This window comes from Hydrogenophaga pseudoflava NBRC 102511 (genome assembly GCF_001592285.1).
Taxonomy (GTDB): domain Bacteria; phylum Pseudomonadota; class Gammaproteobacteria; order Burkholderiales; family Burkholderiaceae_C; genus Hydrogenophaga; species Hydrogenophaga pseudoflava.
This window is the reverse complement of record NZ_BCWQ01000003.1, coordinates 190,901-205,213: the sequence shown is the minus strand read 5'-3', so window position 1 is coordinate 205,213 and position 14,313 is coordinate 190,901. Positions and strand designations below refer to the sequence as shown.

The 14,313-nt window shown below is 67.6% G+C and carries 12 protein-coding genes and 1 pseudogene; 3 read left to right on the top strand and 10 right to left on the bottom strand.

The window, feature by feature from the left end; translation table 11 throughout:
* Positions 1–5 precede the first annotated feature (5 nt).
* Positions 6–461, top strand: coding sequence for a fasciclin domain-containing protein (locus tag HPS01S_RS22155; protein ID WP_066152297.1), 456 nt, complete (start codon positions 6–8; stop codon positions 459–461).
* On the opposite strand, the gene HPS01S_RS05775 is transcribed toward HPS01S_RS22155, so the two are convergent.
* Genes HPS01S_RS05775 through HPS01S_RS05755 form a run of 5 tightly spaced genes read right to left on the bottom strand, consistent with a single transcriptional unit; the run spans position 448 to position 5,579 of the window.
* The gene (locus HPS01S_RS05775; protein ID WP_084397091.1) at positions 448–1,425 is read right to left on the bottom strand and encodes a LysR family transcriptional regulator ArgP; all 978 of its coding nucleotides are present in this window, start codon (positions 1,423–1,425) and stop codon (positions 448–450) included. The genes HPS01S_RS22155 and HPS01S_RS05775 overlap by 14 nt on opposite strands.
* A gap of 22 nt (positions 1,426–1,447) precedes the next feature.
* On the bottom strand, positions 1,448–2,380 hold the full coding sequence (locus tag HPS01S_RS05770) for a M14 family zinc carboxypeptidase (RefSeq protein WP_084397089.1): 933 nt from the start codon (positions 2,378–2,380) through the stop codon (positions 1,448–1,450).
* A 27-nt stretch (positions 2,381–2,407) separates the two neighbouring features.
* On the bottom strand, positions 2,408–3,679 hold the full coding sequence (locus HPS01S_RS05765) for an acyl-CoA dehydrogenase family protein (RefSeq protein ID WP_066152293.1): 1,272 nt from the start codon (positions 3,677–3,679) through the stop codon (positions 2,408–2,410).
* Positions 3,680–3,711: 32 nt separating this feature from the next.
* Positions 3,712–4,530 carry an alpha/beta fold hydrolase gene (locus tag HPS01S_RS05760; RefSeq protein WP_066152290.1) on the bottom strand — a complete coding sequence of 273 codons (819 nt, stop codon included), beginning with the start codon at positions 4,528–4,530 and terminating at the stop codon, positions 3,712–3,714.
* Complete coding sequence (locus HPS01S_RS05755) at positions 4,527–5,579, bottom strand: 2,5-dihydroxypyridine 5,6-dioxygenase NicX family protein (protein ID WP_066152287.1); 1,053 nt, start codon at positions 5,577–5,579, stop codon at positions 4,527–4,529. Before HPS01S_RS05755 ends, HPS01S_RS05760 begins: the two co-directional genes overlap by 4 nt.
* An 86-nt stretch (positions 5,580–5,665) precedes the next feature.
* On the opposite strand from HPS01S_RS05755, the pseudogene HPS01S_RS22150 reads away from it, so the two are divergent.
* Positions 5,666–6,184, top strand: a pseudogene (locus HPS01S_RS22150) (flavin reductase family protein); the annotation flags it as partial.
* A 538-nt stretch (positions 6,185–6,722) separates the two neighbouring features.
* Positions 6,723–7,622 carry a DMT family transporter gene (locus tag HPS01S_RS05745; protein ID WP_066152284.1) on the top strand — a complete coding sequence of 300 codons (900 nt, stop codon included), beginning with the start codon at positions 6,723–6,725 and terminating at the stop codon, positions 7,620–7,622.
* A gap of 21 nt (positions 7,623–7,643) precedes the next feature.
* On the opposite strand, the gene HPS01S_RS05740 is transcribed toward HPS01S_RS05745, so the two are convergent.
* From HPS01S_RS05740 to HPS01S_RS05720, 5 genes are all read right to left on the bottom strand, one after another.
* Positions 7,644–9,440, bottom strand: a complete 1,797-nt coding sequence (locus tag HPS01S_RS05740; protein WP_066152569.1) for an NAD(P)/FAD-dependent oxidoreductase — start codon at positions 9,438–9,440, stop codon at positions 7,644–7,646.
* A gap of 180 nt (positions 9,441–9,620) precedes the next feature.
* Complete coding sequence (locus tag HPS01S_RS05735) at positions 9,621–11,525, bottom strand: sigma-54-dependent Fis family transcriptional regulator (RefSeq protein ID WP_066152281.1); 1,905 nt, start codon at positions 11,523–11,525, stop codon at positions 9,621–9,623.
* Positions 11,526–11,837: 312 nt separating this feature from the next.
* Positions 11,838–12,545 carry a hypothetical protein gene (locus HPS01S_RS05730; protein WP_066152278.1) on the bottom strand — a complete coding sequence of 236 codons (708 nt, stop codon included), beginning with the start codon at positions 12,543–12,545 and terminating at the stop codon, positions 11,838–11,840.
* Between the two features lie 702 nt (positions 12,546–13,247).
* Positions 13,248–14,039 carry a type I methionyl aminopeptidase gene (map, locus tag HPS01S_RS05725; RefSeq protein ID WP_066152276.1) on the bottom strand — a complete coding sequence of 264 codons (792 nt, stop codon included), beginning with the start codon at positions 14,037–14,039 and terminating at the stop codon, positions 13,248–13,250.
* Positions 14,039–14,308 (bottom strand): ParD-like family protein, encoded by a 270-nt coding sequence (locus HPS01S_RS05720; protein ID WP_066152273.1) that lies wholly within the window; start codon positions 14,306–14,308, stop codon positions 14,039–14,041. Before HPS01S_RS05720 ends, map begins: the two co-directional genes overlap by 1 nt.
* Positions 14,309–14,313 lie beyond the last annotated feature (5 nt).

The window sequence follows — 14,313 nt, the reverse complement described above, 5'->3', positions numbered from 1 at the left end:
TACCCATGAAGAAGTCCCTGATCGCCTCCGTCATCGCCCTGGCCACCCTGGGTTCCGCCCACGCCAAGGACATCGTCGACACCGCCGTTGCGGCAGGCTCGTTCAAGACCCTGGCCACGGCTCTGCAGGCCGCCGGTCTGGTCGACACGCTCAAGGGCAAGGGCCCGTTCACCGTGTTTGCGCCCACCGACGAAGCCTTCGCCAAGGTGCCCAAGGCCGATCTGGATGCCTTGCTGGCGGACAAGGCCAAGCTGACCGCCGTGCTGACCTACCACGTGGTCCCGGGCAAGGTGATGGCCGCCGACGTCAAGGCCGGCAAGGTCAAGACGGTTCAGGGCAGCGAGATCACCGTGGCCACCACCGGCGGCGTGAAGGTGGATGCCGCCAATGTGGTGAAGACGGACATCGTCGCCGACAACGGCGTGATCCACGTCATCGACAGCGTCATCATGCCGAAGTGACGCCCGCACCCCTGCGCTTCGAACCCCGCCCCGGCGGGGTTTTTTGTGTGCCGGTGGGCAGCAGGTTGTGCTTGGCCGCCCCGGTCAGCGCCGCAGTCAGTGCGTCCAGCACGCCCGAACTCAGGTTCCAGCAGTGCCAGTACAGCGTCACGCTCAGCCGGTGCCGCGGCGCCAGGTTCACCAGCTCGCCAGTGGCGAGCTGGTCGCGCACCAGCAGCTCGGGCAGCACGCTCACGCCCCAGCCGGCCTGAACCGCTCGCAGCTGCCCGACGCTGGACGGCACATACAACTGCTTGAGCCCCACTCGCGGCAGGCCGAAGGCCTGCTCCACGAAACCGTGCTGCTGATAGTCCTTGCGATTGAACGCGACAAAAGGCAGCTGATGGAAGTTGTGGGCGCTGAGGCCCTTGGGGCAACGGTTGCGGGCGAAATCCGCCTGCGCCACGGCCACATAGTCCATGCAGCCCAGTGGCACCATCCTGCAGCCGCGCAGCGCCTGCCCCAGCGAGGTGACGCAACCCAGCACCTGGCCCTCGCGCAACCACTCCTGGGTGAATTCCTCGTTGTCGGTGATGATTTCCACCGGCAGGCCCTGACGCACCAGTGCGTCCAGCGCCGGCATCGCCCAGGTGGCGATGCTGTCGGCATTGATCGCGATCGAGATGCGCTCCTCGTCCCGCCCCGCCCCGCCGGCGCCGGGCGCCAGCTCCCTGAGTTCGGTCTCCAGATCGGCCCGCAGCAGCCGCATCATCTTGGCGTGCTTGAGCATGAGTTGCCCCGCGGGTGTGGGCTTGAGCGGCCGGCTGCGCACGATGAGCACGGTGCCCACCTGCGCCTCCAGCGCGCGCAGGCGCTGCGACACCGCCGACTGCGTGATCGACAGGCGCTGCGCCGCGCGCTCAAATCCGCCCTCTTCGATGATGGCGGCCAGACACTCCAGGGCGTCGGGATCAAAAGTGCTCATGCGTTCTCCGCGCGTGGGGTGGTCAGCCGGTCTTCTTCACCTTGACCGGCAGCACCTTGGTGTCGCCTTCGGCGGGGATGACGCGCTCGCTCATCCAGCGCAGCAGGTCCAGCCACATCTGGCGCATCTCGGCGTCCAGCGGGGTGCGGATGGCGCTGGGCAGCTCGATGGTCACCACCGGCATGCCCTTGTGCACGCCGCCGTAGTTGCCCAGGCTGCCGGGGAAGATGCCGACCTGGTCGAGGTAGAGGCGGCCCAGGCGCGCCGGCGGCACGGTGGGGCCGTCGAAGTCGAGCACGCCGTAGGGCGCGTGGATGCTCACGATCAGGTCCGGCTGGAAGCGCTCCATCTCTTCGTGGAAGAACTTCGACTCGGGCTCGGACAGCGGCTTGGGGCCGGGCCAGCGGCGCGGGTCTTTCTGCGTCCGTTGTTCCCAGTAGATCTTGGCGTCGCGCGTCCAGTTGGGCGTCGGGAAATTGCGGTTGAGGTCGACGCCGCGGGCGTTGACCCGCTTGGCCGGTCGCGCCATCAGGCCGTCGGGGTTGAGCGCCGGGATGAAGCGCCAGTGCACGTTGGACGGTGTCTCCACGGCGCGCTGGATCCAGTGCAGGGCCACGGCGGCCGAGGACAGCTCGTCGCCGTGCATCGCGCCCACCACCAGCACCCGCACCTTGGCGTCGGGGGCCATCACGTCGCGCTGGTACAGCGTGCGGCCCTGCACCGACACGCCACCGCTGGTGGGCTTGAGCTTGGCCGCGCGGCACAGCGCTGCCTTCACGTTGGGCAGGCGCGCGACGAACTCGATGCAGGGGTCGACCGGCGCCTTCGCGAACGGCTGCGCCAGCGCCGCCAGGGAAGTCCCACCCAAGGCCGCCAGCAGCGCCAGCGCCACCGGCAGGCGGCACCAAGGGCGAGGTGGGCGTTCAGAAGAAGCGGCAGCGGGGCGTCGGGTCATCCCCGCAATTCTAGGGACCCGCCCCGCTCACTCGTCCTTTTCGCCAGGCTCGTACAAGGTCTCGCGGCCCATGCGGTCGAGGATCAGCTCGGCCGTCCAAGGCAGCATCAGCGCGCCGCAGCGGCTGTCGCGGTACAGGCGCTCCAGCGGCAGGTGCTTGAGCATGCTCTGGCCGCCGCAGGTGCGGATGGCCAGCCGCGCGAGGTCGTTGGCGCCTTCCATCACCGCGTGGTGCGCGGCGTAGAGGCGCAGCTTCTCGTCCTTGCTCGGGTTGGGTTTGGCCTCGAAGATGGCGCGGGTGAACAGGCTCTTCATGGCTTCGAGCTGCAGCCGCATCTGCGCCACCGTGATCTGCTTGGTGGGGAACTGGCGGCGCTTGATCGGTGGCTCGCCCGGCACCTCGCCGCGCAGGTACTGCACCGTGAAGTCGTAGGCCGCGTTCGCCACGCCCAGGTAAGTGGGCGAGAGCGTGAAGAACATGGCCGGCCAGGTCTGCGCGCCCTTGAAGTAGATGCCGCGCGGCATGAGCTGCTCGTCGTCGCTCACGAACACGTCCTTGAACGTGAGGTTGCGGCTGACGGTGCCGCGCATGCCCAGCGGGTCCCAGTCGCCGCTGATGGAGAAGCCCTCGGCCGTGGCGGGCACGCTGATGTAGAGCGTGTCGCGCGCGTCGGGGTGGTGGTCGCCCTTGTCTTCGGTGCAGAGCACGCCGTAGTAGTCGGCCGCGCCCGAGAGGCTCGCCCAGATCTTGCGGCCGTTGATGAGCCAGCCGCCCTCGACTTTTTTCGCCGTGGTGCCAAAGGGCGCACGGCCCGCCGCCGCCGCCGTGCCCTCGCTGAAGGGCTGGGCGTAGAGCTTGCCCTCGTTCACGATGCGCGCGAAGTGCAGCTTGCGCCGCGCCGCGTGTTCGGCGCGCTGCTCCTCGCTCATCGCGATGCCGTCGGCCAGCACGCCGGTCCACATGGTCGAGCAGATGTGCATGTTCCAGGTCAGCGCGGTGGCACCGCAGAAGCGCCCGATCTCGGCCGCCACCATCATGTAGGTCGGGAAGTCCGCCCCCGCGCCGCCGAACTCGACCGGCACGCAGAGCCTGAGGAAGCCCTGTTCGCGCAGGTCGTCGTAGTTGGCGAAGGGGAAGCTCGCTTCCTGGTCCCACTGGGCCGCGCGCGCCGCGAACTTGTCGCGGCCCAGCGCGTGCGCCCTGGCCAGCCACTCGCGCTGCAGCGGCGTGAAGGGCATGTCGCCCACGGCGGGGGTGAAGTCCAGGCCGGTGACCGGGTTGACGGGGCGGGTGCTCATCGGGGTTGTCTCCTCTGGTGGGGGTGTCGGATTCAGTGCAGGTCCGGGCGCGCCCTCGGCGCGGACTCGCGGAGGAAATCCAGCAGGATGCGGTCGAACTCGTCGGGCGCTTCCAGGTTCATCAGGTGGCCCACGCCGGCCATCTCGGTGTAGCGCGCGTTCGGGATCTGCTGCGCCATCTGCTTCATCACCGCGGGCGAGGCCACACGGTCGAACTCGCCGCCCACCAGCAGCGTGGGCACGCCGATGTGGGCCAGCGCGGCCTGCCGGTCGAAGGTGACGATGCAGTCCAGCGCGCGGCGGTAGGTGGCGGCCGGCACGCGGCCCATGCACTGCTCGGCCAGGCGCACGCCTTCGGGCAGCGAGCCCGGGCCGACCATCTGCGGCACCAGCTTCGCGGCCATGTCGGCCATGCTCTGGCCCGCGTCCAGCGGCGCGGTGCGTTGCGCGATGAACTGCTGCGCCCAGACCTCGGCCGACTTGCCGTCGCTGCGCTTGCCGAAGGCGGCCGAGGTGCCGCAGAGCATGAGCTTGCACACTTTCTCTGGGCGCCTGGCCACGACTTCCTGCGCCACCATGCCACCCATGCTGTGTCCTACAAGAACCACGCTGTCGCACTGCAGCGCGTCGATGAGGTTGATGCAGCTCTGCGCCAGCCCCTTGAAGGTGTAGGGCTCGATGGGCGCGCTGTGGCCGTAGCCGGGCATGTCCCAGGCCACCGCGCGGTAGCCCACACTGGCCAGGGTCTCGACCTGCGGCGCAAAGGCCAGGTGCCCGCCGCCGATGCCGTGCAGCATGAGCACGGTGGTCTCGCCGTCGCCCAGCGTCGTGAAGGTAGGTAGGCTGTTCAAGACACAACCTTTCCTGCGTCGACGACGAGCGTGCCGTCGAGCGCCACGGTGCAGTCGCGCATCGGCCAGTCGAAGTGGCCGCGCGTGTAGCGGCCGGCGGTTTCGTTGGCGCCGGTGCTGTAGAGGAAGTTGCCGGCGAAGGCGCGCAGCTCGGTGCCGTTGAAGTCGCGTTTGTCGTAAAGCGCCATGCTGTCCCAGCGCGCGGCCTCGCACAGGCCGTAGCCCACGTGGCTCACGGCATACGCCTCCTTCTCCCCCCAGGCCGCGAAGTAGCTGCGCAGCAGTTCGGCGTCCACGCCGCCGCCGTCGATGTGGGTCACGTAGTCGTGTTCGATGGTCAGCGTGATCGGGCGTTCGATGTAGCGCTTGAAGGTCAGGTTCACGTCGCCCTCGGCCAGCACCAGCCGGCCGCTGACGCTGCCCGCCGCCGGGAAGGCCAGCACCAGGCCGCCGGGCCAGTGGGTCAGCGTGCCGGGACGTGTGGTGCTGCCCCAGTTGCCGCCCACCACCGCACCCTGCAGCGAGACCGTGAGCTCGGTGCCGGCGGGCGAGGTCACGCGCATGGCCTTCGCGCCGCGCAGGCGCTTGACGTGTTCCTTCACCCGCGCCTCGGTCGCGTCGTCGGGCAGCAGGCGCGCCAGCGCTTCGGGGTGCTCGTTGCTGACGTAGACGACGCGCGGCTGCGTGATGCCGTTGCCCTGCAGGATGGCGGGCAGCTCGGGCGCATGCATCAGGCCCTCGACCGTGCAATCGATCACCAAGGTGCAGGCCTGCAATGCCGCGATCACCGGCAACTGCTGTTGAATGGCCGGTGATGCCCCGGTGGAGCGCGTCACGGGTTCGCCCGCGGCGCCGAACACGGAGGGCAGGGTCAGCACGAAGGCCGGGGCCCCGAGCCGCGCCGCCGCCAGGCGCGCCAGCTCGACCAGCACCGGACGGCTCTGGCTTTCGTTGAGAATCGCCACCGTGTCGCCCGGCTGCAGCGCACAGCGCCGCAGCACCGCTTCAAACGCGTCGATCCAGGCGGGTTCGATCCGCTCCTGCAACATGGGTTGTCTCCTGTTTGGGGGGCCTGCCATCGGGGAAATGGCGGTCGCGGGCCCATTATTCATGAATTTTCATATAAATTGCAGCCATGTCCCCGTCCCGTGCCGCCGGCCACGCCGCCCAACCGCCCGATTTTTCGCCGCGCGACTTCCGCGCGACGCTGGGCATGTTCGCGACCGGCGTCACCATCGTCACGGCGCGCAACGACCAGGGTGAGCCCGTCGGCCTGACGGCCAGCTCGTTCAATTCCGTCTCGCTGGACCCGCCGCTGGTGCTGTGGAGCCTGGGCAAGGCGGCCGGCTCGATGGCGGTGTTCAGCAACGGCCGGCACTACGCGATCAATGTGCTGGCCGCCGACCAGCAGGCGCTGGCCGAGCGCTTTGCCGCGCGCGGCGTCGACCGCTGGGCCGGGGTCGCCTACACCGACGGCGCGGGCGGCGCGCCGCTGCTCGAAGGCAGCGTCGCCACCTTCGAGTGCTTCAACCGCAGCCAGTACACCGAGGGCGACCACGTGATCTTCGTCGGCGAGGTCGAGCGCTGCGCGCGCCGCGCCGACGCCTCGCCCCTGCTCTACCACGGCGGCCGCTTCTACACCGAGCACCCGCTGCACGGCGCACCGGCCGACGCGAGCGCGCCGCGGCCGCCCGACGGCCGCTTCGTCGGCAGCTACCTGGGCTACCTGCTCGGCCAGGCCAGCCATGCGGTCTACCGGGACTTCGAGAACGCCATCGCCGCCCAGGGCCTGACCCACATCGCCTGGCGCGTGCTGGCCGTGCTGCACGACGCCGCGCTCAGCCACCCCGAGAACCAGGGCGCCATCGCCGTCGGCCAGCTGGCGCACGACGTGCTGGCCAAACAGCCCACCGTCACCAAGCTCGTGCAGCGCATGGCCGAGGACGGCCTGCTGGCACTGCTGGCCGACCCGGCCGACCAGCGCCGCACCCTGGTGGCCGCCACCGCCGAAGGCCGGCGCATCGCCGCCGCGCTGATCGAACAGGCCCGCGCGCAGGAAAGCCATCTGCTCTCGCGCTGGTCGGCGCACGAGGCGGACACGCTCAAGCGCCATCTGCAACGCCTCGCCTCCGGCCAATGACGCGCCGCGCGCGACACCCGTCGCGTCGCGCCTGCGCTACCCTCCTGCCCCCATGACCGCCGTCCAACGCAAAGACCACCTCGACACCTTCGCCATCACCGTGCTGGTGGCCTGCTGCGCCTTCTGGGGCTTCCAGCAGATCCTGATCAAGTTCGCGGGCCGTGAAATCCCGCCGCTGTGGCAGGCCTCCGTGCGCATGGCCGGCGCCACCGCCCTGCTCTGGCTCTGGTGCCAGTTCCGGGGCGTGAAGCTGTTCAACAGCGATGGCTCGCTCCAGGGCGGCCTGATCGTGGGCCTGCTGTTCGCGGCCGAGTTCTGCCTGATCTATCTCGGGCTGCAGCACACCAGTGCCTCGCGCCTGACGGTGTTCCTCTACACCAGCCCGTTCTGGGTGGCGGTGCTGCTGCCGCGCTTCGTGCCGTCGGAGAAGCTGCGCACGATCCAGTGGATCGGCCTGGTGATCGCCTTCGGCGCGGTGGGCATCGCCTTCAGCGAAGCCTTCCTGCACGGCTCCGCGCCAGGGCAGTGGAAAGGCGACGCCATGGGCCTGGCAGCGGGCATGTTCTGGGGCCTGACCACCATCGCCATCCGCACCACCAAGGTGGCCTCTATCCAGGCCGAGAAGTCGCTGTTCTACCAGCTGAGCGTGACCGCCGTGGTCTGCCCGGTGCTGTCGCTGGCGCTGGGCGAAACCTGGAGCTTCGACTACTCCGCGCTGGCCTGGGGCTCGGTCTTCCTGCAGACCGCCGTGGGCGCCTTCGCCAGCTACCTGGCCTGGATGTGGATGCTGCGCCACTACCCCGCGACGCAGATGGCCACATTCACCTTCCTCACCCCGCTGTTCGCGCTGGTGTTCGGCGTGGTGCTGCTGGGCGAGCCGCTGACCCTGCAGCTGGTGCTGGCACTGCTGGGCGTGGCGGCGGGGATCGTGCTGGTGAGCCGCAAGGGCTGACCAGCACGTCCCTTCAGACGATCACCGCAGGTGGTGCACCGCCGCCTGCCCGTAGACCGGCGTGTCCAGCCCTTCGTAGCGCGCCTTCAGTTGCAGCGACAGGAACTGCGAATAGTGGCGGCTCTGGTGCAGGTTGCCACCGTGAATCCAGAGCTGCTTCTGGTTGGTCGGCTTCCACATGTTGCGCAGCTCGCCTTCCCACGGCCCGGGGTCCTTCGTCGTACTCGACCCCAGGCCCCAGACCTTGCCAACGCGGTCGGCCACCTCGGGCGACACCAGATCGGCCAGCCAGTGGTTCATCGAGCCATAGCCGGTGGCGTAGACGATGAGGTCGGCCGGCAGCTCGGTGCCGTCGGAGAGCGTGACGCTCTTCGGGTTGATGCGCTCGATGTTCACGCCGCTCTTGAGCTTGATGCTGCCGTTGGCCACCAGCTCGCTCGCGCCGACGTCGATGTAGTAGCCCGAACCGCGGCGCAGGTACTTCATGAACAGGCCCGAGCCGTCGTCGCCGAAATCGAGCAGGAAGCCCGCCTTCTCCAGCCGGCTGTAGAGGTCGGCGTCGCGCTTCTTCATCTCCTCGTACACGGGGATGTGGAAGGTGTGCATGATCTTGTAGGGCACGCTGGCGAAGATCAGGTCGGCCTTGTGGTGGTCGATGCCGTTCTTCACCGCCTCTTCGCTGTAGAGCCCGCCCAGCGCCAGTTCCATCAGCGAGTTCGACGGCGCGATGTGCGTGCTGCTGCGCTGGATCATGGTCACGTCCGCGCCGTGTTCCCAGAGCGCCGCGCAGATGTCGTGCGCCGAGTTGTTGGAGCCCAGCACCACCGCCTTCTTGCCCGCGTACTTCTCGGGGCCGGGGTGCTTGCTGGAGTGGTGCTGGTCGCCCTCGAAGGTCTCGGCGCCCGCAATCTTGGGCACGTTGGGGTAGCCCGACACGCCGAGCGCGAACACCAGCTGTTTCGGCCGCAGCGTCACCTCTTCACCGTTGCGGTCCACCACCACGGTCCACTCGCCCTTGGCCTCGTCGTAGCTGGCCTTCTTCGCGGTGGTAGAGCCCCAGTAGTTGATCTCCATGACCTTGGTGTACATCTCCAGCCAGTCGCCCACCTTGTCCTTGGGCGCGAACACCGGCCAGTCGTCCGGGAACGGCATGTAGGGCAGGTGGTCGTACCAGACCGGGTCGTGCAGGCACAGGCTCTTGTAGCGGTTGCGCCAGCTGTCGCCGGGCCGCGGGTTCTTCTCCACCACGATGGTGGGCACGCCCAGGCGGCGCAGCCGCGCGGCCAGGATGATGCCGCCCTGCCCGCCGCCGATGATCAGCACATAGGGCTGCTCCTCGTAGCCCAGGCGCGCCTGCTCGTCCTGCCGCAGTTCGAGCCAGCTCTTGCGGCCCTTGTGCACGCCGTGCTCGGCGCCCTTGATGCGGTTGGCGCCCTTCTTCTCTTCAAAGCCCTTGAGCTCGACCATGGTGGTCAGCAGGGTCCAGGCCTTGTCACCCTTCAGACGAAGGTGGCCCCGGCCGCGCGAGACACGGGTCTCGAAGGTGAACCAGGCCTCGGTGACACCATCGGCCTCGGTGGCCTCGCCTTCAAGCTGGAAGTTCGACGCGCCCGCGTCGGCCTGGCGCGCGGCGAGCATGTCGCGCACCGCGTCGTGGCCTTCCTGCGTGCGGATGTTCCAGGTGAAGGACACGAGGTCGCGCCAGTAGCAGTCGGCGTCGAAGAGGGGCAGCACGTTGTCGGGGTTGCCGGAGGCCAGGGCGGCTCCGAAAGCGTCCAGCCAGCGCTGGGCCCGCTGGGAGGGCGTGTTTGCAGTCATGGGTTTGTCTCCTGTGATGCCGGCCTCGGTGCGGGCCGGTGCCTTCTGCATCACAAGACGCGTGCCATGCGGGCGGCGCGCGCAAGTGCTTGATCTGTTTACCGTTTGACAGCGGCGGCGGGTGTCACACCCCGTGCACCTGTCACCCACCCAGAGTGACAGCTGTCACGCCCCACGCGTTCACTCCATGCGGTTGGGCGGCACGATGCCGGCGCGCTTCATCCGGCGGTAGAGCGTCATGCGCGAAAGCCCCATCGCCCGCGCCACCGCGCTCACGTTCCAGTGCGCGGCGCGCAGCGCCTGCAGCAGCGCTTCCGGTCCGTCGTCGTGCGCGGCCTCACCCGCATCGGCCCGCAGGGGCAAGCGCGCCACCTGCAGCTCCGGCAGGTCGTCCAGGTCGATGGCCCCGTCCGCGCACAGACTGGCCGCATAGTCGAGCACGTTGCGCAGCTCGCGCAGGTTGCCCGGCCAGCGGTGCGCCAGCAGGCGCTGCAGCGCGGCGGGCGTGATGGCGCGGCCGCCCAGCAGGCGCGTGATCATCGCGCCCAGGTCGCTGCGCTCGCGCAGCGGCGGGAGCTGGATGTGCGCGCCCTTGAGGCGGTAGTACAGGTCGTCGCGGAAACGGCCCGCCAGCACCAGCTGCTCCAGCGGCGCGTGCGTCGCCGCGATCACGCGGATGTTCACCGGCACCGGCTTGGTTGCGCCCACCGGCAGGACCTCGCGTTCGGACAACACGCGCAGCAACCGCGCCTGCAGCGCCAGCGGCATATCGCCGATCTCGTCGAGGAACAGCGTGCCGCCGTCGGCCTCGGCGATCAGGCCGCGCTTGCCCTTGGGTGAGGCACCCGAAAAGCTGCCCGGCAGGTGGCCGAACAGCTCGCTCTCGATCAGGTGCTCCGGAATCGCCGCGCAATTCACGGCCACGAACGGCCGGCTGCGCCGCTCGCTCGCGCTGTGCACCGCCTTGGCGAAATACTCCTTGCCCGAGCCGGTCTCGCCGGTGATCAGCAGGCTGATGGGGGTGTTCACCAGCCGGGCCACGCGCTCCACCTGCCGGTCCAGCGCAGCGTCACCGGCCGACAGCGCGGCCAGCGGCGCGGGCACGCGGCGTTCCTCGCGCGGCGCGCTCGCCACCGGCCGCGCCGGCGGCGGCACCGCCGAGAGAAACACCAGCTGTTTGCCGCCCGCCAGCATCACCGCGCGCTGGTCCGACGGCTGGGTCATCACGAAGCGGCCGATCTGGCCAAACGGCAGCCCGAACAGCTGCTCGAAGCCCATGCCCAGCAGCGGCTCGCCGTTCTGCAACGCCAGTTGTGCCCGCCGGTTGTGGCCCACCACGCGGCCGTTGGCGTCCAGCGCCAGCAGGTAGTCCGGCTGCACGTCCAGGAACTGCGGCGCCTGCGACAGGCGCAGCACCCAGTCGTGCCGGTGGCGGTGCAGGAAGGCCGCGTTCTCGATGTCGTGCGCGTACATCTTCACCAGCTGCAGCGCCAGGTGCTGGCTCTCCTTGGGCTGGTTGGAACTGAGCTGCGAAATGTCCAGCACCGCGCTCAGCTGCCCCGCGCTGTCGTACACCGGCGCGGTGGTGCAGGTCAGCGGAATGTGGGTCGCGTCGAAGTGGTCGTCCAGGTGAACTGTCAGCGCCTGACCGGTGCTGATGCAAGTGCCCACGCCGCAGGTGCCGGCGTGGTGCTCGCTCCAGTCCGCGCCGAGGTACAGGCCTGCCTTGCGCAGGCTGGGCTCGAACACCAGGTCGCCAAGAAAGTCCACCGTCACACCGCGCGCGTCGGTCAGCAGCACGACATAGCCCAGCCCCGCGACCTTGCTGTAGAGCGACTCCAGCCCGTGGCGCGCGATCTGCAGCAGCGCCTCCATCTGGTCCTGGTGCTCGCGCAGGCGCGCCTGCGGCAGGATGACGGCCTCCTGCATGCGCGTCGGGTCCAGCCGGTGCTGCTGCACACAGCGCAGCCACGAATCGCGGATCACCTGCTCATGCCGCGCCGCCGCCTGCGCACCCACGCCGTCCGCGGCCACCTGCATCACGGTGGCGATGTGCTGGTGCGGGCTGGTGGTGGCGTGTTGCATGGCGCGTCTCCGGGGTGAAGGCTGGCAGGCTGCGGAAAGCCTTGCACCTTCGGATCAGCGCGGGGTGGTGTCAATGGAGGGTTTACCCGGGGAAATGATTGTGTGGACTAGGTGCAGGTCTGTGATGCAGCGCGAAGGCACACGGCCCATCCTCCCAGCTGTTGCCCCATGATCACCCTTTTCTGCCCCAAGCACTGGAGATTGGGCACGCCGGGTACTCGTGAGTCACTGTGTGGCCCGACGTACGAGCCGAATCCCACGATCAAGGAATGGCGGTGTAGCGAATCGGTAGTTGAGCGAGCGGGCTGGACCTCACTCAGGTAAGCCAGCGTACTTCTCGAGAACTGCGATGATCTGCGCTCCGAGGGCAAGAGCCTCTTGCGCTTCCGCTTCAGGAACACGCTGGGCATGGATTGCCGCGTTGCAGACTTGAATGACGTACTTGAACGGCTGCCGCAAATAAGAGAACTCTTCGTACCGTGCGAGGAAGATCTGGAACAGCTGGTTAATGCTCGCAAACTTCATAGACTCATCAACTGTGGGAACCATGATGCGCTTCCCAAGTGATTCGCGAAGCAGTCTTTCGATGTCGATCCGAGTCTTTGCGAGAGCGAGTGTTGGATCCTCACTCTGCAGAACGAGGCGAGCCTCAACACTTTCGGCTGACTGTTTGGTGTCTGGAGGGGCTTTGTCATCCACCATCTGCCTTGCCTCGCGTAGTTCGGCAAGACCGGGGAGATTCACCGTCACTTGATTGGTCATGCCACCGATTGTGTTTACGTTGGTGGAAAGCACAGAGACGCTATTCCGAACTTCCGCCTTGAACTCACGCAACTCATCCTTCGCTTGCTGCACCTGACGTTCCAATTCAAGGAACGAGCCAACCTTGACTTTGCTGAAAAAGGGCAGAAACAGAAAAAACAGCCAGAGAGCAACGTAGAGCGCGTCCCCCAGAAGCAGTGTCCGAGCTGGAGGAAATCCGACGTTCGCGCAGAAGCCGAACAAGAAGTAGAACGACACTAGCCATGAGAAGGCTGGCAGCGCCCAAGTCGGGATTGTGTTTTGTGACTCTGTGGCCATACGAGGAAGTGAATCGGGGACCTAACGACTGAGGGACATAACTTTTAGGCTGAGTGCGCCGACAGCGCGCTTGGGCGAAGGGGTAGACCTCATTGCGGCATCTTGCCTTGCCACCGTGCCTTGTGAGTCTTTCCGAGTGCGTCTTGAACGTAGATGCTCATACTTCGGAGTTGACGAACCGACGACCAAGTGACCGGCAGACCTCGCGGTCCGATTTGACAAGACCGGCTTTCGCCTACGTCCACTTTGTTATGGCCTGCAGGCGCAAAGTCAACGTACAGGCCAGGGTGGTCATTTGGCTTAAGCAAGACATGCGTAATTCCGATGGGACGCTTCCCTGCGTTAGAGACCGTGACGCTTAACAGCACCAAGCCGCTGGCTTCTTTGATAGGAACTGCTCGGACTTTGACAACGTGTCGATCTCGGAAGAGCGTGAGGAACGAGATAACGAGCGAGACAACAGATGCAAGCAGCGCGAGATAAGAGATGTGGTCAGACGTCATGAACTGTGGGGCCTAACCCGGGTCGTTGCCGATAAGCAAAGCCGTCCCCCTTTCGTAAGAGCTCTTTTATATCAAGGCTGTATAGCGTCAACAGAGCCGCCACGGCCCGTTTAACGGAATCTGTAAACCCAGCACTCCATCACCCCGACGGATAAGCCCCCGTCCCGCCCGGCCACGCCGTCAGCACCTCAAACCCCTGCTCCGTCACCGCCACCATGTGCTCCCACTGCGCCGAGAGCGAGCGGTCCTTGGTCACCACCGTCCAGCCGTCGGCCAGTTGGCGGGTCTCGCGTTTGCCGGCGTTGAGCATGGGTTCGATGGTGAAGACCATGCCGGCTTCCAGCCGCAGGCCCTGGCCGCGCTGGCCGTAGTGCAGCACGTTGGGTTCGTCGTGGTAGATCTGGCCGATGCCGTGGCCGCAGTACTCGCGCACCACGCTGAAGTGCTCGCGGTGCGCGACGCTCTGGATGGCGTGGCCCACGTCGCCGAGCGTGGCGCCGGGCCGCACCTGCCGGATGCCGGCCAGCAGGGCTTCGTAGGTGGTGTCCACCAGCCGCCGCGCCAGGGTGCTGGGCGTGCCGACGCAGAACATGCGGCTGGTGTCGCCGAACCAGCCGTCCTTGAGCACGGCCACGTCGATGTTGACGATGTCGCCGGCCTTGAGGATCTTGTCGGGCGCGGGAATGCCGTGGCAGACCACGTGGTTGACCGAGGTGAGGATGGTCTTGGGGTAGCCGTGGTAACCGAGGTTGGCGGGGATGGCGCCCTGCACGTTCACGATGTGGTCGTGGCAGAGGCGGTCGAGCGCGTCGGTGCTGACGCCGGGCACGACGTGCGGCCCGATCATGTCCAGCACCTCGGCCGCCAGCTGGGCGGCGCGCCGCGCCATGACCAGTTCGTCGGCGCTGCGGATGGGGACGCCGCGCGCCATCAGTGGCGGCCTTTGGTGGCGACTGCAGCGGCGGTCTTGGGTGACGCGGCCGTGCCGAGGGTGGCGGCGTTGGTGAGGTCCAGCCCGCCGTTGAGTTCGGCCTGGATCAGCAGCTGGCAGATGGCGCGGTAGTCGAGGTCGGGATGCATCTCGGTGAGCATGCCGACGCGCATCCAGTGCTCGGCCTGCGCGTTGATGGACCGGCTCAGCGCCGTGCCGGCGACCCGCAGGTTCTCATGCATCTGGTCGGAAATCTTGACGATGCCCATGTGTG

Excerpts from the sequence above, each read along its gene's own strand:
- HPS01S_RS22155 (WP_066152297.1), top strand. The coding sequence starts at position 6 with ATGAAGAAGTCCCTGATCGCCTCCGTCATCGCCCTGGCCACCCTGGGT.
- HPS01S_RS05775 (WP_084397091.1), bottom strand. The coding sequence starts at position 1,425 with ATGAGCACTTTTGATCCCGACGCCCTGGAGTGTCTGGCCGCCATCATC.
- HPS01S_RS05770 (WP_084397089.1), bottom strand. The coding sequence starts at position 2,380 with ATGACCCGACGCCCCGCTGCCGCTTCTTCTGAACGCCCACCTCGCCCT.
- HPS01S_RS05765 (WP_066152293.1), bottom strand. The coding sequence starts at position 3,679 with ATGAGCACCCGCCCCGTCAACCCGGTCACCGGCCTGGACTTCACCCCC.
- HPS01S_RS05755 (WP_066152287.1), bottom strand. The coding sequence starts at position 5,579 with ATGTTGCAGGAGCGGATCGAACCCGCCTGGATCGACGCGTTTGAAGCG.
- HPS01S_RS05745 (WP_066152284.1), top strand. The coding sequence starts at position 6,723 with ATGACCGCCGTCCAACGCAAAGACCACCTCGACACCTTCGCCATCACC.
- HPS01S_RS05740 (WP_066152569.1), bottom strand. The coding sequence starts at position 9,440 with ATGACTGCAAACACGCCCTCCCAGCGGGCCCAGCGCTGGCTGGACGCT.
- HPS01S_RS05735 (WP_066152281.1), bottom strand. The coding sequence starts at position 11,525 with ATGCAACACGCCACCACCAGCCCGCACCAGCACATCGCCACCGTGATG.
- map (WP_066152276.1), bottom strand. The coding sequence starts at position 14,039 with ATGGCGCGCGGCGTCCCCATCCGCAGCGCCGACGAACTGGTCATGGCG.
- HPS01S_RS05720 (WP_066152273.1), bottom strand. The coding sequence starts at position 14,308 with ATGGGCATCGTCAAGATTTCCGACCAGATGCATGAGAACCTGCGGGTC.